Source organism: Massilia alkalitolerans DSM 17462 (assembly GCF_000427785.1).
In the GTDB taxonomy this organism is placed as follows: Bacteria; Pseudomonadota; Gammaproteobacteria; order Burkholderiales; family Burkholderiaceae_D; genus Telluria; species Telluria alkalitolerans.
In genome coordinates this window covers 22,632-45,305 of sequence record NZ_ATYR01000012.1, presented here as the reverse complement: position 1 = coordinate 45,305, position 22,674 = coordinate 22,632, and the positions used below count along the sequence as shown (strand labels likewise).

The 22,674-nt window shown below is 67.6% G+C and carries 16 protein-coding genes; 9 read left to right on the top strand and 7 right to left on the bottom strand.

Annotation, left to right across the window (positions count from 1 at the left end; all coding sequences use genetic code 11):
• Window positions 1-3: 3 nt before the first annotated feature.
• From YWC_RS0113930 to YWC_RS0113910, 5 genes are all read right to left on the bottom strand, one after another.
• Window positions 4-639, bottom strand: coding sequence for a response regulator (locus tag YWC_RS0113930; RefSeq protein WP_027865930.1), 636 nt, complete (start codon window positions 637-639; stop codon window positions 4-6).
• Entirely contained in the window at window positions 636-1,874 is a 1,239-nt protein-coding gene (locus tag YWC_RS31605) for a sensor histidine kinase (protein ID WP_051306454.1), read from the bottom strand. Before YWC_RS31605 ends, YWC_RS0113930 begins: the two co-directional genes overlap by 4 nt.
• 52 nt (window positions 1,875-1,926) lie before the next feature.
• Window positions 1,927-2,514 (bottom strand): porin family protein, encoded by a 588-nt coding sequence (locus YWC_RS0113920; RefSeq protein ID WP_027865929.1) that lies wholly within the window; start codon window positions 2,512-2,514, stop codon window positions 1,927-1,929.
• Between the two features lie 94 nt (window positions 2,515-2,608).
• Window positions 2,609-4,357 carry an allantoate amidohydrolase gene (locus YWC_RS0113915; RefSeq protein ID WP_027865928.1) on the bottom strand — a complete coding sequence of 583 codons (1,749 nt, stop codon included), beginning with the start codon at window positions 4,355-4,357 and terminating at the stop codon, window positions 2,609-2,611.
• A gap of 85 nt (window positions 4,358-4,442) precedes the next feature.
• On the bottom strand, window positions 4,443-5,381 hold the full coding sequence (locus tag YWC_RS0113910) for a LysR substrate-binding domain-containing protein (protein ID WP_027865927.1): 939 nt from the start codon (window positions 5,379-5,381) through the stop codon (window positions 4,443-4,445).
• Between the two features lie 102 nt (window positions 5,382-5,483).
• Between YWC_RS0113910 and YWC_RS0113905 the strand changes: the two genes are divergently transcribed.
• Both YWC_RS0113905 and YWC_RS0113900 read left to right on the top strand, forming a co-directional pair.
• Window positions 5,484-6,731 carry a urate hydroxylase PuuD gene (locus YWC_RS0113905; RefSeq protein WP_027865926.1) on the top strand — a complete coding sequence of 416 codons (1,248 nt, stop codon included), beginning with the start codon at window positions 5,484-5,486 and terminating at the stop codon, window positions 6,729-6,731.
• On the top strand, window positions 6,731-7,966 hold the full coding sequence (locus tag YWC_RS0113900) for a M20/M25/M40 family metallo-hydrolase (RefSeq protein WP_027865925.1): 1,236 nt from the start codon (window positions 6,731-6,733) through the stop codon (window positions 7,964-7,966). Before YWC_RS0113905 ends, YWC_RS0113900 begins: the two co-directional genes overlap by 1 nt.
• A gap of 33 nt (window positions 7,967-7,999) precedes the next feature.
• Here the strand turns inward: YWC_RS0113900 and YWC_RS0113895 are convergent, their stop codons facing one another.
• Window positions 8,000-10,366, bottom strand: a complete 2,367-nt coding sequence (locus YWC_RS0113895; RefSeq protein WP_027865924.1) for a S9 family peptidase — start codon at window positions 10,364-10,366, stop codon at window positions 8,000-8,002.
• A gap of 628 nt (window positions 10,367-10,994) precedes the next feature.
• Here YWC_RS0113895 and YWC_RS0113880 point away from each other — a divergent pair.
• From YWC_RS0113880 to YWC_RS29360, 7 genes are all read left to right on the top strand, one after another.
• Complete coding sequence (locus YWC_RS0113880; protein WP_027865923.1) at window positions 10,995-11,639, top strand: ANTAR domain-containing response regulator; 645 nt, start codon at window positions 10,995-10,997, stop codon at window positions 11,637-11,639.
• Window positions 11,640-11,667: 28 nt separating this feature from the next.
• The gene (locus tag YWC_RS29370; RefSeq protein ID WP_036214375.1) at window positions 11,668-12,846 is read left to right on the top strand and encodes a CmpA/NrtA family ABC transporter substrate-binding protein; all 1,179 of its coding nucleotides are present in this window, start codon (window positions 11,668-11,670) and stop codon (window positions 12,844-12,846) included.
• 265 nt (window positions 12,847-13,111) lie between these two features.
• A complete protein-coding gene (locus YWC_RS0113870) occupies window positions 13,112-14,416 on the top strand; it encodes an MFS transporter (protein ID WP_027865922.1) in 1,305 nt (434 codons plus the stop codon).
• Between the two features lie 11 nt (window positions 14,417-14,427).
• Complete coding sequence (gene nirB / locus YWC_RS0113865; RefSeq protein ID WP_027865921.1) at window positions 14,428-16,962, top strand: nitrite reductase large subunit NirB; 2,535 nt, start codon at window positions 14,428-14,430, stop codon at window positions 16,960-16,962.
• A 20-nt stretch (window positions 16,963-16,982) separates the two neighbouring features.
• Window positions 16,983-17,330, top strand: a complete 348-nt coding sequence (nirD, locus tag YWC_RS0113860; RefSeq protein WP_027865920.1) for a nitrite reductase small subunit NirD — start codon at window positions 16,983-16,985, stop codon at window positions 17,328-17,330.
• Window positions 17,315-18,538 carry an NAD(P)/FAD-dependent oxidoreductase gene (locus tag YWC_RS29365; protein WP_084416427.1) on the top strand — a complete coding sequence of 408 codons (1,224 nt, stop codon included), beginning with the start codon at window positions 17,315-17,317 and terminating at the stop codon, window positions 18,536-18,538. Before nirD ends, YWC_RS29365 begins: the two co-directional genes overlap by 16 nt.
• Entirely contained in the window at window positions 18,538-21,246 is a 2,709-nt protein-coding gene (locus YWC_RS29360) for a nitrate reductase (protein WP_051306461.1), read from the top strand. Before YWC_RS29365 ends, YWC_RS29360 begins: the two co-directional genes overlap by 1 nt.
• Here the strand turns inward: YWC_RS29360 and YWC_RS0113845 are convergent.
• Window positions 21,206-22,543 (bottom strand): amidohydrolase, encoded by a 1,338-nt coding sequence (locus YWC_RS0113845; protein WP_027865919.1) that lies wholly within the window; start codon window positions 22,541-22,543, stop codon window positions 21,206-21,208. The genes YWC_RS29360 and YWC_RS0113845 overlap by 41 nt on opposite strands.
• Between the last annotated feature and the right edge of the window lie 131 nt (window positions 22,544-22,674).

The window sequence follows — 22,674 nt, the reverse complement described above, 5'->3', positions numbered from 1 at the left end:
AGTTCAGATCAGGCTCAGCTCGATGCCGCGCAGGACCGCGCGCACGCGGTCGCGCACGCCCAGTTTCGACAGGATGCTGGAGACGTGGTTCTTGACGGTGCCTTCGCTCGCGCCCAGGTGGTCGGCGATCTCGGCATTGCTCAGGCCCGCGGCCACCAGCGCCAGCACGTCGGTCTCGCGCGGCGTGAGCACTCCAGTGGCGGGCGCGGGCCCCGTGGCCGCGTGGCCGCGCTCGAAGGAGGAGCGGATGCGCTCCGTCAGTGCGGGCCGGAACAGCGTGCCGCCCGCCGCCACGGAGCGGATGCCGGCGGCCAGGCGTTCAAGTGAAATGTCCTTGAGCACGAAGCCGCGCGCGCCGAGCCGCATGGCCTCGAACAGGGCATCCTCGTCGTCGAAGGTGGTCAGCATGATCGTCGGCGGCAGGGCGCCGCCGGGTGCGCGCAGCAGCTCGATCCCGCCGCAGCCGGGCATGCGCACGTCGAGCAGCAGGACGTCGGCGGACTGCCGGGCCAGCACCCGTCTGGCGTCGGCGCCGTCTTCCGCCTCCGCGACCACGCGGATGTCGTCCGTCAGGTCGAGCAGGCCGCGGATGCCGCTGCGTACCAGGGTCTGGTCGTCGGCCAATATCACGCGGATCACGCCGGCACCTCCTGCTGGGGCAGGCGCAGCTCGAGCGCGAAGCCGCCCGCGGTTCGTGTTTCGTAACGCAGCTCGCCGCCCAGGTCGGCCAGCCGTTCGCGCATGCCGCGCAGGCCGTTCCCTTCGGACAAAGCGGCATTCCCTCGTCCGTCGTCGGCCACCCTGACCACCGTCGCGCCGTCCAGCACCTCGATGGCGATATCGAGCCGGCGCGCATGCGCGTGGCGCAGCGTGTTCGTCAAGGCTTCCTGGATGCAGCAGAACAAGGCATGCGCGGCCGGCGCCGGATGGCGCGTCGCCGCGGGATCGATATGCAGGGCGATGGCCACGTGCGGAATGCCTTCGCACAGCAGGCGGATCGCCCGTTCCAGGTCGATGTCCTGGTCCTGCCGGCTGCTGGAGACCACATTGCGCACCTGCGCCAGCAGCTGGCCGCCGGCATCGCGCGCTGTGACCAGGGATGGCGGCGCGCTGTCGCGCGACTGGCGCAGCGCCAGGTCCAGGTGCAGGTTCAGCGCGGTGAGGTGATGGCCGACCGTATCGTGCAGGTCGCGCGCGATGCGCAGCCGCTCCGCGCCGCGCACCGTCTCGGCCAGCAGCGACTGGGTCGCGAGCATCTGGGCATGGGTCGTCGCCAGCGACTGCCGCATCCGGTGCTCGCGCAGGACCAAGCGCGCAACCAGGAAGCCGGCCGCCGTGATGGTCCGTTCCGCCGACACGTAGGCAAGCAGGGGCCAGCGCGGCGACTCGCCCAGGCGCACCGCCAGGTCCAGCACCAGCAGGGTGTCGACCGCGGCGCCAGCCAGGTAGTGCGCCAGCAGCATCCAGGCGCCGGTGCGCCAGGGCAGCAGCATGCCCAGGTGGGCCGCGACGAGGACGTGCAGCGCGATCGAATCCAGCAGCACCGCGCAGCCGGCCAGCAGGCCAAGCAGAAGCATGCGGCGGCGCTGCGTCCTCGCCAGGCAGGCGGCGCCGGACAGCAGGGCGAACAGGGCGCATCCCACCACCTTGCTGGCCACGAACAGCTGGAAAGCCAGCGGCACATGCCGCGGACTGATATCCCCGCGCCAGTCGCCGGTCAGGGCAACCGCCGCCAGCCCCAATGGATTATGCAGGGAGATGCGTCCGGCCAGCGCCGCCGCCACGTCGAGCCCGCCGAACAGCAGCGCTGCCGCGACGGCGATCATCCAGGCGGGGACGGAGGGAAGCTTGCTGGCGGTCGGCGCGTGCGTCATGTGGTCGCAGGTGGCTGTGGGAGCTGCATTCTAGCCGGAAGGGCGGGCGCCGTCAGAAGCCGAATTTCAGGCCGGCCTGGAGCCGCCGCTGGCTCAGTTCATAACCCTCCTCGCGCACCGTGCCGTAGTGCTCGAATTCGAGTGTGGCGGCGAGGTTCTCGGTGAACTTGTAGGACGCCCCGATGCCCACCATCGGCTTGGTGCCGCTGAGCTTACGGTCGTTCACGCCGGCCTTGCTCATCTCGAAACGGCTGTGCGCGGCCCCCAGCTTGGCGTGCAGGTCGACCCGCTCGCTCACTGCCAGCGTGCCTTTCACGGCCACGTAGAGCGCGTGCGAGGACAGGCGCGGTTCGGTGGCGCTGCCGAACAGGCGCCGGTCGAATTCGTACTTGCCGGTCGCGCCCGAATAGCCCGCTTCCAGCGCCAGGTAGTCGGTCAGCGCGACGCCGCCATACAGTTTCACCGGCAGGGGGTTGTTCTTGCTGCTGAAGCGTTCGCCGGCGGGATTCTCGAGGGTCGATTTCGACTGGCCGGTAGCGATGCCGGCATAGAAGCGCTTGTCTTCGGGCCCGGCCGCGTGGGCGGACAGGCTGGCGAGGAAAGGCAGGGCAAGGATTGCTGCAAAAAAGCGTTTGTTCATGGGGCTTTCCGATCAATGTGGTCCGCTGCGTCACCGAGATGCAGCGTGTACACCTATTGTCGGGATGCGGCGCCCCGGCCGCATGTGCCATTCGTCATGCGTATAGGTGCCTCAGGAATTCCAGTAGCACCTCGCCCGCCATCTCGGCGTCGTCCGCCGTCATGGTCTCGAGCGGATTGTGGCTGATGCCGCCGTTGCCGCAGCGCGTGAACAGCATCGCCACCTCGGTAATGCTGGCCATCTCCATGGCGTCGTGCCCGGCGCCGGACAGCAGCTCGAAGCGCGGCAGGCCGGCGGCCTCGATGGCCGCGCCCAGCCGGTCCATCAGGCGCGGCGAGCAAGGCGCGGCGTCCGCCTCCACCAGCTTCCACAGCTTTTCCTCGATGCCGCGGCGCGCGCAGATGGCGCTGACGCCCGCCAGGATGTCGTCCACCGCGGCCAGGCGCTCTTCATCGCTTGCGGCGCGGATGTCGAGCGACAGCCGGCACTGGCCCGGGATGACGTTCACGGAACCGGACGGCACCTCGAGCTGCCCGACCGTGCCGACCAGCGAGCCGCGTCCGCTGCAGCGTTCCTCGACCAGCAGCACGATCTCGGCCGCGGCCGCCGCCGCATCGCGGCGCATGCCCATCGGTGTGGTGCCCGCGTGGCTGGCCACGCCCGTCAGTTCGACCAGGTAGCGCGAGCTGCCGGCAATCGCCGTCACCACGCCGACCGGCAGGCCGCGCTCCAGTAGCACCGGCCCTTGTTCGATGTGGACCTCGACAAAGCCCAGCAGCGATGCCGGATCGCGCGCGATGGCGGGGATGGCCGCAGGATCGTGGCCGGCGGCGCCCAATGCGGCGCGCATGCTCGTGCCCTCGCTGTCCTGCTGGTCGAGTACGCGTGGGTCGAAGCGGCCGGTAATGGCGCTGCTGCCCAGGAAGGTGCATTGATACCGCACGCCTTCCTCTTCCGCAAAACCGATTACCTCGAGGTGGAAGGGCAGGCGTTCGCCGCGTCCGTGCAGGTGCCGCGCCAGGGCAATGGGCAGCAGGATGCCGAGCCGGCCGTCGTACTTGCCGCCATTGCGCACGGTGTCGTAGTGCGAGCCGGTGACGAGGGTCTTCGCATCCGGTAGCAAAGCAGCGTAGCGCCCGACCACGTTGCCGACCGCGTCGATGTGCGCGTCCATGCCGGCCTCGATCATCCAGTCGCGCAACTGGGCGGCAGTGCGCTGGTGCGCCGGCGTCATGTAGGCACAGGTAAGCCCATCGGGGCTGTCGCTGATCGCGCCCAGCGTCTCGGCCCAGTCCATCACCTGTGGCCCGAAGAGCAGTTGCACCCCGAGCAGCTCGTTCAGGCGGATCTCGGCGATGCGGTGCACCTGGCGCAGGCACTGGCGCATTTCGTCGCCGCGCGTGTTCTTCAGGCGCCGTGCGAAAGTCTCGATGATGGCGGCGCGGGTCAGGCCGCGTCCCGTCGGGCCCTTCACTGCCAGGATGAAGGGGAAGCCGAACTTCTCCTTGTATTGCGCGTTGAGCGCGTGCAGCACGGCGTATTCCTCGGGGCTGCAGCGGTTCAGGCCGGACGCCGCCTGCTCGCCCGTGGATTCCGCCGTCAGCTCGCCGGCGATCGCCGCCTTGCCGGCCAGTTCCGGGTGGGCGCGCAGCAGCGCCAGCTGCTCGTCTTCGCTTGCCTGCGTGACGCTTGCCTGCAAGGCCTGCTTGAGGGCGGCGACGCTGGCGAAAGGCCGCAGGCTGGCGGCACGTTCGGCTATCCAGGGCGAGTGTTCGTAGATGCCACGCAGCGCTTCGACGAAGGTGGCCGGTGGGCAGGTGTTCAGGTCCGACAGGGTGGTCATGGTTCGCATCGCCTCATGAGAGTCAATGATGATAAATCCTGCAAGCCCTCCAGTTATACGCTTGAGCAGATAAGCGGTATTGCGCCTACTTGGCGACCAGCGCACGGGCCGCCGCGCTGACCTGGTCGCGCAGCCACTTGTGCTCGGTCGACTGGTGCACGCGCTGGTGCCACAGCTGGTAGAAGCGCATCGGCGGGAACTTGATCGGCACCGTGAAGCTCTTGAGCGGCAGCGTGCGTTCGTAGAAGCGGATGAACTGGCGTCCGGTGGTCAGCACCAGGTCGCTCTGGGTCAGCATATAGGGGATCACGCCGAAGTAGGGCGACTCGACCGCCACCTTGCGCTGCATGCCGAGCCGGTCGAGGTGGGCATCGATCACGCCGTGGTAGCCCGGCAGCATCTGCGAGGGCGCCACGTGGGGCAGCGACAGGTAATCTTCGACCGTCATCGCATCGATCGCGGTGCGCTTGGCGTACGGGCTGTCGGCGCGCATGGTGCAGATGATCGGGTCTTCGAACAGCTTCGACATGTGCAGGTGCGCGGGCGGCTCGTCCCAGTTGGCGATCACCAGGTCCATCTCGCCGTCGGACAGCATGCGCAGGTAGTCCAGGCCCGGCCCCAGGCTGTGGATCACCACCTTGCTGTTGGGCGAACCGCGCCGCAGCGCCGCCACCACGTTCGGCAGGAACTGGGTGTCGAGGTAGTCGGGCGCGGCGATGTGGAAGGTGCGCGCCGCTTCTTCCGGCACGAAGGGCGACTTGCGAACGAACAGGCTCTCGGTTTCGTCGAGGATGCGCTTGGCCGGCTTGAGCAGGCTCTCTCCGTGCTGGGTCGGCACCATGCCGCGCGCGCCGCGCACCAGCAGCGGATCGCCGGTCAGCTCGCGCAGCTTGCGCAGCGAGGCCGAGATCGAGGGCTGCGGCTGGTTCAGCTTGAGCGCCACGCGCGAGACGTTCTTCTCCACCAGCAGCAGGTAGAGGATGCGGATCAGGTGCAGGTCGAGGTGCTGGGGCAGGCTGGCCATGGGGGCGTATATCAATACAGTTATGTCGAATATACGCTAAATTTCATGTTGCAGAAATTGAAATCACGTTATCGTCGAGGGATACTCGACAAGGACACCCCTATGGATGGTTTCGGTTATCTCGGCCCGTATGCCCTGGAGTGGTTCAACATGCTGGTGCGCTGGCTGCACATCATCACGGGCATCGCCTGGATCGGTGCGTCCTTCTACTTCGTCTGGCTCGACAACACGATTCGTCCGCCGGCGCCGGGCTCCGAGCTGGCCAGGAAGGGCGTGGCCGGCGAGCTGTGGGCGGTGCACGGCGGCGGCTTCTACAACCCGCAGAAATACCTGGTGGCGCCCGCCGAGCTGCCCAGGGAACTCCACTGGTTCAAGTGGGAAGCCTATTCCACCTGGATCTCGGGCTTCGCGCTCTTGGTGATCGTCTACTACCTGAACGCGCAGGCCATGATGGTCGACCGCAGCGTGGCGGATTTGACGAGCTGGCAGGCGGTCGGTATCGGCCTGGCCAGCCTGGTGATCGGCTGGATCGTCTACGACCTGCTGTGCCGTTCCCCGCTGGGCAAGCATGACCTGGCCTTCGGCCTCACGATCTTCGCCTTCCTGGTCTTGAGCAGCTATGTGCTCACCCACCTGCTCAGCGGCCGCGCCGCCTACCTGCACGTGGGGGCGATGATCGGCACCATGATGGTGGCCAACGTGGCGATGCTGATCATTCCCGGCCAGCGCAAGATGATCAATGCCATGCTGGCCGGCGACAAGCCCGACCCCATCCACGGCATCAAGGCCAAGCAGCGCAGCGTCCACAACAACTACTTCACGCTGCCGGTTCTGTTCATCATGATCAGCAACCACTACGCGATGACCTACCGCCACGAGTATTCGTGGGCGGTGCTGGGCGTGATCATGGCGGCGGGCGTCCTGATCCGCCACTTCTTCAACCTGCGCCACAAGGGCCGGGTCGAGTGGAAGTATCCGGTAGCCGGCGTGGCCTTGCTGGCGATCCTGGCCTTCGCCATCGCGCCCAAGGCGCCAGTGCAGGTCAAGGCGCAGGCCGAAGGTGGGGCAACTGAGGACGACGCCGCCCGCTTCGCCCAGGTGCGCACCATCATCGACCAGCGCTGCGTGTCCTGCCATGCGCAGCACCCGACCCAGCCGGGCTTCGCGACGGCCCCAGGCGGCGTGATGCTGCATACCCCCGAACTCGTCAGCCAGAACGCCCAGCGCATCTACCAGCAGACCGTGCAGATGAAAGCGATGCCGCTGGCGAACCTCACCAACATGACCGATGCGGAACGGGCGCAGGTCGGCGCCTGGTTCGAAGCCGGGGCCAAGACAGGACAACCCTAATGGACCAACACCACCAAGAACGCCTGCTCGCCTGGATCGACGAGCACTTCGACGAACAGGTCGGCTTCCTGCAGCAGGTCATCCGTATCCCCACCGATACGCCGCCGGGGAACAATGCGCCGCACGCCGAAGCGGTGGCGGCGATGCTCGCGCAATACGGCTGGAACGCCGAGAAGCATGCGGTGCCGCAGCAGCAGGTACGCGACTACGGCATGGAAAGCATCACCAACCTGATCGTGCGCCGCCCCTATGGCGCGGGCGGCCCGACGCTGGCGCTGAACGCCCACGGCGACGTGGTGCCGCCGGGCGAGGGCTGGTCGAAACCGCCTTACGGCGCCGAGATCCATGACGGCGCGATCTATGGCCGCGCCGCGGCGGTCTCGAAGAGCGACTTTGCCACCTATGTGTTCGCCGTGCGCGCGCTGGAAGCGCTGGGCTTGCCGCTCAAGGGCGCGCTCGAGCTGCACTTCACCTACGACGAGGAATTCGGCGGCCTGCTCGGCCCGGGCTGGCTGCTGGAACAGAATCTGACCCGCCCCGACTACGTGATCGCGGCCGGTTTCAGCTACAACATCGTCACCGCCCACAACGCCTGCCTGCAGCTGGAGATCACGGTGCACGGCAAGGCCGGCCACGGCGCCATGCCGGAAACCGCGGTGGACGCGCTGCAGGCCGCCACCCGCATCCTGAACGCGATCTACGGCCAGCTGCCGGAACTCAAGAAGATCAAGTCCCAAGTGCCCGGTATCGATTCGCCCACCATGCTGGTCGGCCGCATCGATGGCGGCACCAATACCAATGTGGTGCCGGGCAAGGTGGTCATGAAGATGGACCGCCGCATGATCCCGGAAGAAGACCCGGTGGCGGTGGAGGCGCAGGTGCGCGCCCTGATCGAAGGCGCGGTGGCCGGCATGCCCGGCATCCGGCTGGAGATCCGGCGCCTGCTGCTCTCGCATGCGCTGCGCCCGCTGCCCGGTTCCGACAAGCTGGTGGACAGCCTGCAGCGCCACGGCCGCGCCATCCTCGGCGAGGAGGTCACGGCCCAGGGCACGCCGCTGTACGCGGATGCGCGCCTGTACGGCGAGCGCGGCATCCCGGCGGTTCTGTACGGCGCCGGGCCGCGCACCGTGCAGGAGTCGAACGCCAAGAAGGCCGACGAGCACGTGCAGCTGGAGGATTTGCGCAAGGCCACCAAGGTGGTGGCGCTGACGCTGCTGGACTTCCTGGCTCCGTAACGAAAAAGGCGCCCGCAGGCGCCTTGGTTTTGCTTACTGCTTGAGCGTCCGCTCGAACAGCTGGTAGATCCGGCGGTACTGGTCGTACCATGCTTCCGGCTGGACGTAGGCGTGGCGCTCCAGCGGATAGCTGGCCAGTTCCCAGTTGTCCTTCTTCAGCTCGATCAGGCGTTGGGCCATGCGCACCGAATCCTGGTAGAACACGTTGTCGTCGACCATGCCGTGGGCGATCAGCAGGTGGCCCTGCAGCTTGTCGGCGTACTCGATCGGCGACGAGATCCGGTAGGCTTCAGGATCGATGTCCGGCGTGTTCAGGATGTTGGCGGTGTAGCCGTGGTTGTAGGTCACCCAGTCCGTCACCGGACGCAGGGCGGCGCCCGACTTGAAGGTTTCCGGCGCGCGCATCAGGGCCATGAAGGTCATGAAGCCGCCGTAGCTGCCGCCGTATACGCCGACGTTCTTGGCATCGCCCTGGTGCTGCGCCACCATGTAGTTCACACCGTCGATGTAGTCCACCAGTTCCGGATGGCCCATCTGGCGGTAGATCGCATTGCGCCACTTGGCGCCGTAGCCTTTTGACGCGCGGTAGTCCATGTCGAGCACGACGTAGCCCTTCTGCACCAGCAGGTTGTGGAACATCTGCTCGCGGAAGTAGTTCGGGTAGCGCTTGCTGACGTTCTGCAGGTAGCCGGCGCCGTGCACGAACATCACGACCGGGTACTTCTTGCCCGGTTCCAGCTGGGCCGGGCGGTACAGCTTGGCCCAGACCGGATCGCCGCCGGCGCTCGAGGGCACCGCCACGTACTGCGGCTCGACCCACTGGCGCGCCTTGAACTCGGCAGTGCGGGTGTCGGTCAGCTTGGTCGCCGCGCCGCCGCTCACCGGCACCGTGGCCAGCTGGACCGGGGTGTAGCTGCTCGACCAGTGCACCAGCAGTTTCTTCTCGTCGGGCGACAGGGTGAAGCGCTCGACACCGTCCAGGCTGGTGACTTCGCGGACCGTGCCGTTCTTCGCGTCGACGGCGCACACTTCGTAGTCGCCCGGCGTTTCGCGGTTGCACATCACATAGGCCATGCGGCCGTCGTGCGACCAGCGCACATCCGAGGCTTCCCACTTGCCCGAGGTCAGGGCGCGGGCAGGACCACCTTCGGCGGATTGGGTGTACAGGTGCGAGTAGCCGCTTTCCTCGGACAGGTACCACAGCGTGCGGTTGTCCGGCAGCCAGCCGAATTCGTTGTTGTCGTAGTTGACCCAGGCGTTGTCGGTCAGGCGGTGCAGCGGCTTGAGCTTGGCGGCCTGCAGGTCGACGGTGGCGATCCAGCGGTCCTTGTTGTCCACCGCGCGCAGCATCACGGCGACGTTGGCGCCGTTGGCCGACCATTCGATCGCATCGGCGCCGTCGATCACGCGCACCGGGCGGTTGCCCTTCAGCGGCTCCTTCTTGGCGGCGGCGCGCAGCTCGGCCAGCGGGTCGACGTTCACGCCCGGCAGCACGTCGAAGGACAGGTCCTGCACCTTGTTGGTGCGCAGGTCGACCAGCTTCAGTGCATGGGGCGCCGGCATGTTGCGGCCGACGCGGGTGCGCTGGTCGTCGAATTCCTCGTAGCCCGATTCGGTCACGTAGCGCGGCATCTTGCCGACGCGGCCCTTGTCGCCGTTCTTCGGCGCGGTGACGACCAGCAGCCAGCGGCCGTCGGGCGACAGCACGCTGCTCTCGATCGCGACCTTGTCGCCGAGGTAGACCGGGGCCGGGGGCAGGGTGGAGTCGACGCGGCGCTGCTCGTTCATGCGCTCGCGCAGCGCGTCGCGGTCATCCTTCTGGCGCTTGAGGTGGGCCATCAGGCGCAGCTGCTGGTCGCGCAGCGCGTCTTCCTCGTTCACCGCCGGGTCCTTGGCGGCGCGCGGCAGCGCGACCGGGCCGACCACGCGGCTGGCGCGGTCCCAGCCGTACCAGTCGGTGCCGATGCGGTAGTAGACCGTGCGTTCGTCGTGCGAATACTGCAGCGCGTCGAGCTTGGTGGCGCCGCGGGTGATCTGCACCAGCGCGCCGCTCTTCAGGTCGCGCTCGAACAGGTCACCGTTACGCAGCATCAGGGCGCGGGTCTGGGCCGGGTTGTAGATGACGTCGTTGCCGTCGATCTTGGCGGCGTCAAGGTCGCTTACCAGCTTCGGCTTGCCGCCCTGGCTCACCTGCCAGGTGTCGCGGATCGGCGAGCCGGTGCGCTTCTGTTTATAGAACACCCCCTTGCTGTCCCAGCTCCACCAGGCGTTTTCCACCGGCGTGCCGATCCAGTCGGGATGGGCCATGGCCTGGTCGAGGGTGATGAGGGTGGATGCCGCCGCCGGCAGCGCCGGCAAGGTCAGGAGCGCTGCGAAGATCGTGAGTGCTGGTGTACGCATCGTGTTGTAGGAGCTGAAGTAGAAAGGAGGTTGGCTTTCTTGCCAGAAAATGCGACTTGCATTCTAGCTCAGCATTTCACGCTGCGGGGCATGTGGAGAACGGACCTGCTAAAAAAGAACGCGCCGGCGTACGTACATACGTATAACCGGCGCGTGCATATCAATACTGCTGTTGCGTCGCAGCGTTCAGGCCGCCTTGCCCGGGCGCTTTGCCGGACGCAGGAACAGGGCCAGGCGCACCACCAGGGCCGTGAGGGCGCAGACGCTCAGGACGGTGTCGAGCAGGTCCATGCTCAGCCTCGCACCGCAGGCGCCCAGCCGCCGTGCGCGGCATAGAGTTCGATCGAAAAGCTGCGCACTGCGGCGAGGGCGCTGGCGAAGAAGCGGCGGGTCGTGGCCATGATGAATTCCCCTGTAAAGATTGCGATGTTGCGTTGCAGTATAAGGAGGACGGGGCCATAAATAAACTTTAGATTGGTGATTCCTTCGATGCGGTTGATGAATAATTGATGAACTAGCTCGTCCAGTGATATTTACGCGGCGAATGTCTCTTTGTTGCCACTGTGAATGGCTGAGGTGGTGCGAGGGGCATTACGCAGCTGGATCGGTTCTTGCATGACATACCGGCATGAAATCGACAGGCTGTGTAGCACCTCATCTGCGGATCGTCGTCGTCAATCCCGCAACACCCCCAGGCGCGCAGCGCGACGCGGCGCTCGCCGGGCAGGCCCAGCGCAGCGCCGCGCTGCGGATCGGCCTGCTCGAATCGGGCTACGACCTGGTCGCCTCGCTCCCCGCCGACGTGTTCCTGCCCGAGCGCGTCGCCCAGCTGCAGCCGGACATGATCATCGTCGACAGCGAGTCCGACGCGCGCGACGTCCTCGAGCACATCGTGATCGCCACGCGCGATGCGCGCCGCCCCATCGTGCTGTTCACCGAAGACGACGCGCCGGCCAGCATGGACGCGGCCCTGGACGCGGGCGTGTCGGCCTACATCGTGGCCGGCCTGCAGGCCGAGCGTGTGAAGGCAGTGCTCGACGTGGCGCTGGCGCGCTTCCGGCGCGAGCAGAAGCTGCTGGACGAGCTGGAGGGCACGCGCCAGAAGCTGGCCGAGCGCAAGACCGTCGACCGCGCCAAGGGCCTCCTGATGACGCGCTACCGGCTCACCGAGGACCAGGCTTACCAGCGCCTGCGCAGCATGGCCATGAACAAGAACCTGAAGCTGGCGGAGATCGCGCAGCGGCTCATCGACGTGGAAGACCTGCTCGGCTGATGCCGGCGGTGCGAAAGACAGGAACCCTATGACAGGCATTGGCAAGGAAAACGGCGGCGCATGGATCGCCGGCTCGGACAAACCGGAAAGAACCTTGGTGCGCATCGGCTACCTGCCGCTGGCGGACTGCGCGCCGGTGGTGATGGCATCCGTGCTCGGCTTCGACGAACTGTACGGGATCAAGCTCGAACTGAGCCGCGAGCTGTCCTGGACCGGCATGCGCGACCGCCTGGTCGGCGGCGACATCGACGCCGCCCACGTCCTGGTTGGCCTGCTGTACGGCCTGCAGATGGGCATCGGAACGCGGGCCCGCCAGATGGCCGTCCTGATGAACCTGAACCGCAACGGCCAGGGCATCACGCTGTCGCGCGCGCTGGCCGCCAGGGCTCCCGACGCGGCGGCGCTGGCGCGGCTGGTGCGCGCCGGCGCATTGCGCCCCACCTTCGGACATACCTTCCCGACCGGGAACCACGCGATGTTCCTGTATTACTGGCTGGCGGCGGCGGGCATCGATCCTTTCGCGGACTGCAAGCTGGTCACCGTGCCGCCCGGCCAGATGGTGGCCAGCCTGGCGGCCGGCCACATGGACGGTTTCTGCGCCGGCGAGCCCTGGGGCCAGCGCGCGGTGCGCGAAGGCGCCGGGCTGATGTCGGTGTCGAGCGAGGAAATCTGGCCCGATCATCCGGGCAAGGTGCTGGGCACGGGCGCCGATTTCGCATCAAGCCACCCGAATACCTGCCGCGCCCTGGTCGCCGCCTTGCTTGAAACGGCGCGCTGGCTGGATGCCTCGCGCACCAACCGCGAGGCCGCCGCCGAGGTGCTGGCCAGCCCGGCCTATGTGAATGCGGACAGGGACGTGCTGCAGGTCTGCCTGGCCGGGCGCCCCGGCAAGGCATACGCCACCGGCCACTGGCGCGGCCACAATGGTCTGCATTTCTTCGCCGACGGCGAGGCCAGCTTTCCCTGGCTGTCTGACGGGATGTGGTTCCTCACCCAGCAGCGCCGCTGGGGCCTGCTGCGCGCCGATCCCGCCTACGCCGCGATTGCGCGGGAAGTCAACCGCATCGACTTGTACCGCGATGGGGCGGCAATGGCGGGCGTGGCGGTGCCGGACAGCGCCATGCGCAGTTCGACCCTGCTCGATGGCCGCGTCTGGGACGGCAGCGACCCGGCCGGCCATGCCGGATCGGTGCAGCACGCTGCCTGAACCGGTGCGCAAACCTGCATCATTAACGCGCATGTTGCACCGCAATGTAGCGCGTGATCCTGTCGGATACGCGCGCTTCCCTCTGCAAGCAAGGTGGCACGCGTCTTGCTGTTAAGACGATACGGATCAATGGCGATCCTCTTCACTTTTTCGCCGGCCTAACGAGGGGCCGGCAACCAGGACAACGGCGTCCGCGGCTCGCTGCCATCACGGCAGGAGCGCGGACGCCGTTTTGTTTTTCAAAGGAAGAAACATGGCCAATACATTGGACAACAAGGCAGACAGCATCAAGCTGTTCTCGTTCGACACGGCGCCGATGCGCGCCTTCCACCTGACCTGGGTGGCCTTCTTCATCTGCTTCTTCGCCTGGTTCGCCTGCGCGCCGCTCATGCCGGTGATCAAGGGCGAATTCGGCCTGTCGATGGAGCAGATCGCCAACATCAACATCGCGGCGGTCGCCATCACGATCTTCGTGCGCTTGCTGATCGGCCCCCTGTGCGACCGCTTCGGTCCGCGCAAGGCCTACACCGGTCTGCTGCTGCTCGGCTCGATCCCGGTGCTGGGCGTGGCCATGGCGCAGAGCTACGAAAGCTTCCTGCTGTTCCGCCTCGGGATCGGCGCCGTCGGCGCCAGCTTCGTCATCACCCAATACCACACCTCGGTGATGTTCGGCCCCAAGGTGGTTGGCACCGCCAATGCGGCGGCGGCCGGCTGGGGCAACAGCGGCGGCGGGGCGGCCCAGGCCCTGATGCCGCTGCTGCTGGTCGCCGTCACCATGCTGGGCGTCTCGCAGGCCCTGAGCTGGCGCGTGGCGCTGGTGGTGCCCGGCCTGATGATGATCGTGATGGCTTTCTTCTACTGGCGCTATACCCAGGACTGCCCTGCCGGTAACTTCGATGACATGCGGGCGCGCGGCGAAGCGCTCCCTGGCGGCAAGGGCGGCTGGGCGAGCTTTCGCGACGCCTGCCGCAACCACCGCGCCTGGCTGCTGTTCGTCACCTACGGCGCCTGCTTCGGCATCGAGATCTTCATCCACAACATCGCCGCCGTGTACTACGTCGAGCACTTCGGCCTGTCGCTGGGCGCGGCCGGGCTGGCGGCGGGCAGCTTCGGCCTGCTGGCCCTGTTCGCCCGTGCGCTGGGCGGCTGGCTGTCGGACCGCAGCGCTCGTGGCGGGAACCTGAACAGCCGCGTCACCGTGCTGTTCGTGCTGATGATCGGCGAGGGCCTGGGCCTGCTGTGGTTCGCCCAGGCCGACGGCGTGGTCTATGCCGTGATCGCCATGCTGTGCTTCGGCCTGTTCACCCACATGGCCTGCGGCGCCACCTATGCGCTGGTGCCCTTCGTGGCGCCCAAGGCGCTGGGCGGCGTGGCCGGCATCGTCGGCGCCGGCGGCAACGTGGGCGCCGTGGCCGCCGGTTTCCTCATGAAAGGCACGGGCGACATCGCCCAGACCCTGACCATCCTGAGCGTGCTGGTGCTGGCTTCGAGCCTGTGCGCCATCGCCGCCCGTTTCACCATGACCGCCAGCGAGGCCAGCCCGGCCGCACCGGCGGTCACCGCAGCATAAGGAGTAGCGCAATGCATATCGTCGTCGTCGGCCACGGCATGGTGGGCCATAAATTTGTCGAAACCCTGGCAGGCAGCGGAAATCCGGACCTGCGCGTGACCATCCTCGGAGAAGAAGCGCGTCCCGCCTACGACCGGGTCCACCTGTCTGAATTCTTCGCCGGGAAAAGCGCAGAAGACCTGTCGCTGGTGGCGCCCGGTTTCTTCGACAATCCGCAACTCACGCTGCGCCTCGGCGCCCGCGTGACCGGCATCGACCGCGACGCGCGCCAGGTGATGCTGGCCGAAGGCGAGCCGCTGGCGTACGACAAGCTGGTGCTGGCCACCGGCTCCACGCCCTTCGTGCCGCCGGTACCGGGCGCAAGCCGCAAGGACTGCTTCGTCTACCGCACCATCGACGACCTGGAAGCGATGAGCGAGTGCGGCGCACGTTCGCGCACTGGCGTGGTGGTCGGTGGCGGCCTGCTCGGCCTGGAATGCGCCAAGGCGCTGCGCGACCTCGGCCTGCAGACCCACGTGGTCGAGTTCGCGCCGCGCCTGATGGCGGTGCAGGTCGACGATCCCGGTGCGCGCGTGCTGCGCAACAAGATCGAAGAACTGGGCGTGCAGGTGCACACGCAGAAGAACACCCTGGCCATCGTCGACGGCGAGGAGGGCACGCACCGCATGCAGTTCGCCGACGGCAGCCACCTGGACGCCGACATGATCGTGTTCTCGGCCGGCATCCGCCCGCGCGACGAACTGGCGCGCTCTAGCGGCCTGGCGCTCGGCCAGCGCGGCGGCATCGTCATCGACGAGCGCTGCCTGACGTCCGATCCGCACATCTATGCGATCGGCGAATGCGCGCTGTGGAATGGCCAGCTGTTCGGTCTGGTGGCCCCCGGTTACGACATGGCGCGCACGGCGGCCAAGCAGATCCTCGGCCTCGAGGCTGGCTTCACTGGCGCCGACATGAGCACCAAGCTGAAACTGATGGGCGTGGACGTGGCCAGCGTCGGCGACGCCCACGGCGCCACTCCCGGCAGCCGCACCTACCAGTTCCTGGACGAGCGCAAGCAGGTGTACCGCAAGATCGTCACCTCCGGGTGCGGCAAGTTCCTGCTGGGCGCCGTGCTGGTGGGCGACGCCGCTTCTTACGGCGAGCTGTTGCAGATGATGCTGAACGGGATCGCGTTGCCGGAATCGCCCGAAGTGCTGATCCTGCCGGCGCTGGAGGGCGCGGCGCGCCCGGCCCTCGGCGTGGCGGCACTGCCGGCGGGTGCCCAGATCTGCTCCTGCAACGACGTCTCCAAGGGCGCGCTGTGCGAGGCGGTGGCGGGCGGCGCCGGCACGATCGGCGCGCTCAAGAGCTGTACGAAAGCCGGCACCGCCTGCGGCGGCTGCGTGCCCCTGATGACCCAGGTGATGAATGCCGAGCTGTCCCGCCTGGGCGTGGAAGTGAAGGACCACCTGTGCGAGCATTTCGCCTGCTCGCGCCAGGAGCTCTACCACCTGGTGCGCGTGGAAGGCATCCGCAGCTTCGGCGAGCTGATTGCGCGCCACGGCAAGGGCCTGGGTTGCGACATCTGCAAGCCGGTGGCGGCCAACATCCTGGCGTCCAGCTGGAACGACTTCGTGCTCAAGCCGGAGCACGCCAGCCTGCAGGACTCGAACGACTACTTCCTCGGCAACATCCAGAAGGACGGGACCTACTCGGTGGTGCCGCGCATGCCGGGCGGCGAGGTGACGGCGGACGGCCTGATCGCGGTGGGGCAGGTGGCCAAGAAGTACGGCCTGTACACCAAGATCACCGGCGGCCAGCGCGTCGACCTGTTCGGGGCGCGCGTGGAGCAGTTGCCGAACATCTGGGAGGAACTCATCGCCGCCGGCTTCGAGTCGGGCCATGCCTACGGCAAGTCGCTGCGCACCGTGAAATCCTGCGTCGGCTCGACCTGGTGCCGCTACGGCGTGGGCGACAGCCTGGCCTTCGCCATCGCGCTCGAGAACCGTTACAAGGGCCTGCGCGCGCCGCACAAGATCAAGTTCGGCGTCTCCGGCTGCACCCGCGAGTGCGCCGAAGCCCAGGGCAAGGACGTCGGCCTGATCGCCACCGAGAAGGGCTGGAACCTCTACGTCTGCGGCAACGGCGGCATGAAGCCGCGCCATGCGGAGCTGATCGCTTCCGGCATCGACGACGAGACGGTGGTAAAGCTGGTCGACCGCTTCCTGATGTTCTACGTGCGCACCGCCGGCCGCCTGCAGCGCACCAGCGTGTGGCGCGAGAACCTCGAAGGCGGGCTGGATTACCTGAAAGCGGTGGTGATCGACGACAAGCTGGGCATCGGGGCCGAACTGGAAGCGCAGATGCAGCAGGTGGTCGACACCTATGCCGACGAGTGGAAGGAAGCCGTCACCAATCCGGACGTACGGCGCCGCTTCCGCCATTTCGTCAACAGCGAAGCGCTTGATAACAACGTCGTGTTCGTGCCGGAGCGCGGCCAGATCCGCCCGGCCAGTCCCGAGGAGAGGCGCGGCCGCGTCATCCCGATCGCCGCCAGCGCAGCCTGAACCCATTGAGGAGATAAGCCATGCACCGAGACCTGCAATTACAGAACTGGACCGCCGTCTGCCAACTGGACGAGATCGTGCCGGATACCGGCGTCTGCGCGCTGCTCGATGGCCGCCAGGTGGCCGTGTTCCGCGTCGGTGCCGAGGAACCACGCGTCTTCGCCATCGATAACTTCGACCCGAATGCGCAAGCCGCCGTGCTGTCGCGCGGACTGGTCGGCAGTCTGGGGGAGCGCATCGTGGTCGCCTCGCCCATCTACAAGCAGCATTTCGACCTCCACAGCGGCGAATGCCTGGAAGCGCCCGAACACTCGGTCGCCAGCTACCCGGCCCGCGTGGAAGGAGGCAAGGTATGGATCGCACCGTAAAGCAAAGACTGGTCGTGGTCGGCAACGGCATGGCCGGCATGCGCACCGTCGAGGAGTTGCTCAAGCTCGACGCGGACCTGTACGACATCACCGTGTTCGGCGCCGAACCGCGCGTGAACTACAACCGCATCATGCTCTCGCCGGTGCTGGCGGGCGAGAAGACGGCTGAGGACATCATCCTGCACAGCCGCGCGTGGTACGCGGAGAACAACATCGTGCTGCACGCCGGCGACCCGGTGGTGGCGATCGACCGTGCGCGCCGGATCGTGCGCGCCCGCTCCGGCCTGGAAGTGTCTTACGACCGCCTGCTGCTGGCCACCGGCTCCAGCCCCTTCATCGTGCCGGTGCCCGGCGCCCAGCTCGCCGGCGTGGTGGGTTTCCGCGACCTCGACGATGTCGGCATGATGCTGGCCGCGGCCAAGCGCGGCGGCAGTGCGGTGGTGATCGGCGGCGGCTTGCTCGGCCTGGAGGCGGCCAACGGGCTGCTGCGCCAGGGGATGAACGTGACCGTCGTGCACTTGACGAGCAGCCTGATGAACCAGCAGCTCGACCCGGCCGCGGCCCTGCTCCTGAAAAGCGCGCTGGAGCGGCGCGGCCTGCGCATCCTGCTCGGCGCCCAGACCGAGGCGATCCTGGGCGAAGGCAAGGTGGAAGCGGTGCGCTTTGTCGACGGCCTGGAGGTGCCGGCCGACCTGGTGGTGATGGCCGCCGGCGTGCGCCCCAACGTGGCGCTGGCACGCGAGGCGGGCCTGCACGTCGAACGCGCCATCGTGGTCGACGACACCCTGCAGACCTACGACCCGCGCGTGTATGCGGTGGGCGAATGCGTCCAGCACCGCAAGGCCACCTTCGGCCTGGTGGCGCCGATCTGGGACCAGGCGCGGGTCTGCGCCGCCCACCTGGCAGGGTTCGGCCACCGCCGCTACGTGCAGCAGGCCCTAGCTGTCAAGCTGAAGGTGACCGGCATCGACCTGTACTCGGCCGGCGACTTCAGTGGCCTGGAGGGCAGCGAAGACCTGGTGCTGCGCGACCGCCACGCCGGCGTGTACAAGCGCCTGGTGCTGATGGGCGGCCGCGTGACCGGCGCGGTGCTGTACGGCGACGTGTCGGATGGGCCCTGGTACTTCGACCTGATCCAGCGCGGCACCGACGTTTCAAGCATCCGCGACCGGCTGCTGTTCGGCCCGACTCTATGCGAGGCTGCCTGATGGGTGTTCCGATGATCCCGATCGCGGCGGCAGTCCGCACCACCTGTCCCTACTGCGGCGTCGGCTGCGGCATCAAGGCGACGCCGATGGCGGACGGCGCCCTGATCGAGGGCGACCCGGAGCACATCGCAAACCGCGGCCGCCTGTGCGTCAAGGGTGCGGCGCTGGGCGAGACGCTCGGCCTGGACGGACGCCTGCTGGCGCCGGCCATCCGCGAGGACGGCAAGCTGCGCCAGGCCGGCTGGGGCGAGGCCCTCGACAAGGTCGCCTCCACCTTCGCTGCCATCATCGCCGAGCACGGCCCGGACGCGGTGGCGATGTACGTCTCGGGCCAGCTGCTGACCGAGGACTACTACGTTGCCAACAAGTTCATGAAGGGCTTCGTGGGCAGCGCCAACATCGACACCAATTCGCGCCTGTGCATGTCGTCCAGCGTGGCCGGGCACAAGCGCGCCTTCGGCGAAGACCTGGTGCCGGGCTGCTACGAGGACTTCGAACTGGCCGATCTGATCGTGCTGGTCGGCTCCAACACGGCCTGGTGCCACCCGACGCTGTTCCAGCGCATCGTCAAGGCGAAGGAAGCGCGGCCCGGCTTGCGCATCGTCGCGATCGACCCGCGCCGCACCGCGACCTGCGAGCTGGCCGACCTGCACCTGCCGGTCAAGGCGGGCACCGACGTCTGGCTGTTCAACGGCCTGCTCAGCCACCTGGCGCGTGCCGGCAGGGCAGACCATGCTTTCGTGGCGGACCACACCAGCGGCCTCGATGCCGCCCTCGAACAAGCGGGCCACTGCGCCGACATCGACTTCGTGGCGCGCACCTGCGGCGTCGATCCGCGCCAACTGGCCGCGTTCTACGAGCTGTTTGCCGCAACCGAAAACGTCGTCACCGCCTTCTCGCAGGGCGTCAACCAGTCCTCCAGCGGCACGGACAAGGTCAACAGCATCATCAACTGCCACCTGTTCACCGGCCGGATCGGCAAGCCGGGCATGGGGCCATTCTCGCTGACCGGCCAGCCGAACGCCATGGGCGGCCGCGAAGTGGGCGGACTGGCCAACATGCTGGCCAGCCACCTGGAGCTCGACCAGCCGGCCCACCGCGAGGCCGTGCGCAGCTTCTGGGATGCCCCGCGCATCGCCGACAAGCCGGGCCTGAAGGCGGTGGACCTGTTCCGCGCGATCGAAGTGGGCAAGGTGAAGGCCGTGTGGATCATGGCGACCAATCCGGTGGTCAGCCTGCCGGACGCCGACCGGGTCCAGCGCGCCCTGGAGCGCTGCGAGCTGGTGGTGGTCTCGGACATGAGTCCGGATACCGATACCGCCGCGCTGGGACACGTGCTGCTGCCCGCGCTGGGCTGGGGCGAGAAGGATGGCACGGTGACCAATTCCGAACGCTGCATCTCGCGCCAGCGCGCCTTCCTCCCAAGGCCGGGAGAAGCGCGCAGCGACTGGCAGGCGATCTGCCAGGTGGCCCAGCGCATGGGTTTTCACGGCTTCGACTACGCGGGCGTGCACGAGATCTTCGACGAGCATGCCCGGCTATCTGGCTGGCGCAACGGGGAAGGGGAGCTGCCGCGCGCGTTCCGCATCGACGGCCTGGCCGGCATGGACCGCGCCGCCTACGACGCGCTCGAGCCCTCGCAATGGCCCGTCCTGCGCAGCGGCGCAGGAACGACGCGCCTGTTCGCCGACGGCCGCTTCGCCCGCCCCGATGGCAGGGCGCGTTTCGTGGCGACCGCGCCGCGCCTGCCGGCCAATGCGCCGGGCGGCGAGTATCCGCTGGCGCTGAACACCGGCCGCCTGCGCGACCAGTGGCACACCATGACCCGGACCGGCAAGTCGCCGCGCCTGGCTGCTCACGCCCCCGAGCCCTTCGTCGACCTGCACCCGCACGACGCCTTGCTAAGTGGCGTGCGCGAAGGCGAGCTGGCGCGCGTTACCAGCCGCTGGGGCGCGATGGTGGCGCGGGTGGCGCACAGCGGCGGCATCGCGCGCGGCGCCGCTTTCATCCCGATCCACTGGAACGGCCAGACCGCCTCGGACGCGCGGGTCGGCGCCGTGGTCAATCCGGACGTCGACCCGGTGTCGGGCGAGCCTGAATTCAAGCATACGCCGGTCCGGGTCGAGCCTTTCGGGGTGGCCTGGCATGGCTTCATCCTGTGCCGCGAGGAGCTGGACCTGGGGCGCGTCGCCAACTGGACGCGTGTGCGCGGCGCCGGCTTCGTGCGCTACGAACTGGGCGGCCGCGAAGCGGTCTCCCCAGGCTGGGCGCGCGTACTGCTGGGGGCAGGCGAGGACGCAGACTGGATCGAATACGAGGACAAGGCCGAGGGCATGCTGCGCTGCGCCCTGCTGGTCGACGGGCGCCTGCACGCCTGCCTGTTCGTGTCGCGCCGCCCGGACCTGCCGGCCCGCACCTGGCTAGGCGGCCTGTTCGCTCGGGACTTGCTGTCGGCACAGGAACGGGCCACGCTGCTCGCAGGCCGTCTGCCTGCGCAGGGCGCCGATCCGGGCCCGACCGTCTGTTCCTGCTTTGGCGTAGGCCGCAACACGATCTGCAAGGCGATCGAGGAACACGGCCTGCGGGATGCCGCGGGCGTGACCGCCTGCCTGCGCGCCGGCGGCAATTGCGGTTCCTGCCTGCCGGAGATCCGGCAACTGCTCGGCTTTACTTCGCCGCCACCTGGGCGCCGCTCGTCAGGTAGTTGAGCGCCATCATGGACATGGCCCGTACCCCGACAACCAGGGCCTTTTCGTCGACGAAGAACCTGGGATTGTGGTTCGGCGCCGCCTTGGCCGGATCCTGCCCATCGGGCGTAATGCCCAGGAAGACATACAGTCCCGGCACCTGTTCGGAGAAGAAGGAAAAGTCTTCGGACGCGCCTGACAGCAGCGCCTGCGAGACCTTGCCGTCGGCGGCACGCTCCAGCACCGGCCGCATGCTGTCGGCCAGGGCTTTCTGGTTTTCCACCGCATCGTACATCGGGACGATCGTGACCTTCGCTTCCGCGCCGGTACTGGCGGCGATGTTCTGTGCGCTGGTCTTGATGTCCGCCACGACATCGCCGCGGACTTTCTTGCCGTAGCTGCGAATCGTTCCGGTCATGTTCACCGTTTCGGGAACGATGTTCGGGCCGGTGCCGCCATTGATCGTGCCGACGGTCACAACCACGGGAGACTCCGTCAGGTTGGCCTGCCGGCTCACCACGGTCTGCAGGCCGTTGATGACGAGCGCCGAGGTCACGATCGGGTCGATCGTATTCCATGGCATGCCGCCATGTCCTTGCTTGCCGGTGATGCTGATGTCGAGCGAATCGCTTGCGGCCGTGATGGGGCCGGTACGCCAGCTGATCTCGCCCGAACGGCCCGGCATGACGTGCATGGCCAGTACCGCATCCGGCTTGCGCTGCTTGAACAGGCCCTCGTCGAGCATCAGCTTGGCGCCCCATGCCTTGCCGGTGCCGGGCAGGAAGGTGCTGGAACCTTCCTCGGCGGGCTGGAAGATGAACATCACGGTGCCGGCCAGGCTGTCGCGCATGCCCGCCAGCACCGTCGCGGTCGCCATCAGCATCGCCGTGTGGGTATCGTGGCCGCATGCGTGCATGACGTCGACCTCGCGTCCCTGGTAATTGCCTTTAGCCCTGGATGCGAAGGGCAGGCCGGCCGGCTCCTTGACCGGCAGCGCATCCATGTCGGCGCGCAGCGCCACCGTCTTGCCCGGCTTGGCGCCCTTGAGGATGCCGACCACGCCGGTGATGCCGATCCCGGTGCGCACCTCCAGGCCCAGCTGGCGCAAGTGCTCGGCCACGAGTTTGGCGGTGCGGGTTTCCTGGTTCCCGAGATCGGGATGCTGGTGGATGTCGCGCCGCCACTTGATCAGCTGCGGCTCGACCGCGGCGGCGCGCTTGCGGACTTGCTGCTCGCTTGCGCTCGGCTCGGCGGCGTGCGCCGTATGGGAGAGGATTACTGCTGCCAGTGCGGCAGGGAACAGTCGTGCAATGCGCATTTCGATCACCCCCTGGGCATGGCCGGGACACCGGATGCAGCATGTCTTCGGCATGCGAGATGATATGAATATAGCCCATTCCGTATGCGCTGCGCATACATTTCGAACATAGCGATCCGGCGGAATGAAAA

Excerpts from the sequence above, each read along its gene's own strand:
- YWC_RS31605 (WP_051306454.1), bottom strand. The coding sequence starts at position 1,874 with ATGACGCACGCGCCGACCGCCAGCAAGCTTCCCTCCGTCCCCGCCTGG.
- YWC_RS0113910 (WP_027865927.1), bottom strand. The coding sequence starts at position 5,381 with ATGGCCAGCCTGCCCCAGCACCTCGACCTGCACCTGATCCGCATCCTC.
- YWC_RS0113845 (WP_027865919.1), bottom strand. The coding sequence starts at position 22,543 with ATGCGCATTGCACGACTGTTCCCTGCCGCACTGGCAGCAGTAATCCTC.
- YWC_RS0113880 (WP_027865923.1), top strand. The coding sequence starts at position 10,995 with ATGAAATCGACAGGCTGTGTAGCACCTCATCTGCGGATCGTCGTCGTC.
- nirD (WP_027865920.1), top strand. The coding sequence starts at position 16,983 with ATGCACCGAGACCTGCAATTACAGAACTGGACCGCCGTCTGCCAACTG.
- YWC_RS0113900 (WP_027865925.1), top strand. The coding sequence starts at position 6,731 with ATGGACCAACACCACCAAGAACGCCTGCTCGCCTGGATCGACGAGCAC.
- YWC_RS0113905 (WP_027865926.1), top strand. The coding sequence starts at position 5,484 with ATGGATGGTTTCGGTTATCTCGGCCCGTATGCCCTGGAGTGGTTCAAC.
- YWC_RS0113915 (WP_027865928.1), bottom strand. The coding sequence starts at position 4,357 with ATGACCACCCTGTCGGACCTGAACACCTGCCCACCGGCCACCTTCGTC.
- YWC_RS29360 (WP_051306461.1), top strand. The coding sequence starts at position 18,538 with ATGGGTGTTCCGATGATCCCGATCGCGGCGGCAGTCCGCACCACCTGT.
- nirB (WP_027865921.1), top strand. The coding sequence starts at position 14,428 with ATGCATATCGTCGTCGTCGGCCACGGCATGGTGGGCCATAAATTTGTC.
- YWC_RS0113895 (WP_027865924.1), bottom strand. The coding sequence starts at position 10,366 with ATGCGTACACCAGCACTCACGATCTTCGCAGCGCTCCTGACCTTGCCG.
- YWC_RS29365 (WP_084416427.1), top strand. The coding sequence starts at position 17,315 with ATGGATCGCACCGTAAAGCAAAGACTGGTCGTGGTCGGCAACGGCATG.
- YWC_RS0113920 (WP_027865929.1), bottom strand. The coding sequence starts at position 2,514 with ATGAACAAACGCTTTTTTGCAGCAATCCTTGCCCTGCCTTTCCTCGCC.
- YWC_RS29370 (WP_036214375.1), top strand. The coding sequence starts at position 11,668 with ATGACAGGCATTGGCAAGGAAAACGGCGGCGCATGGATCGCCGGCTCG.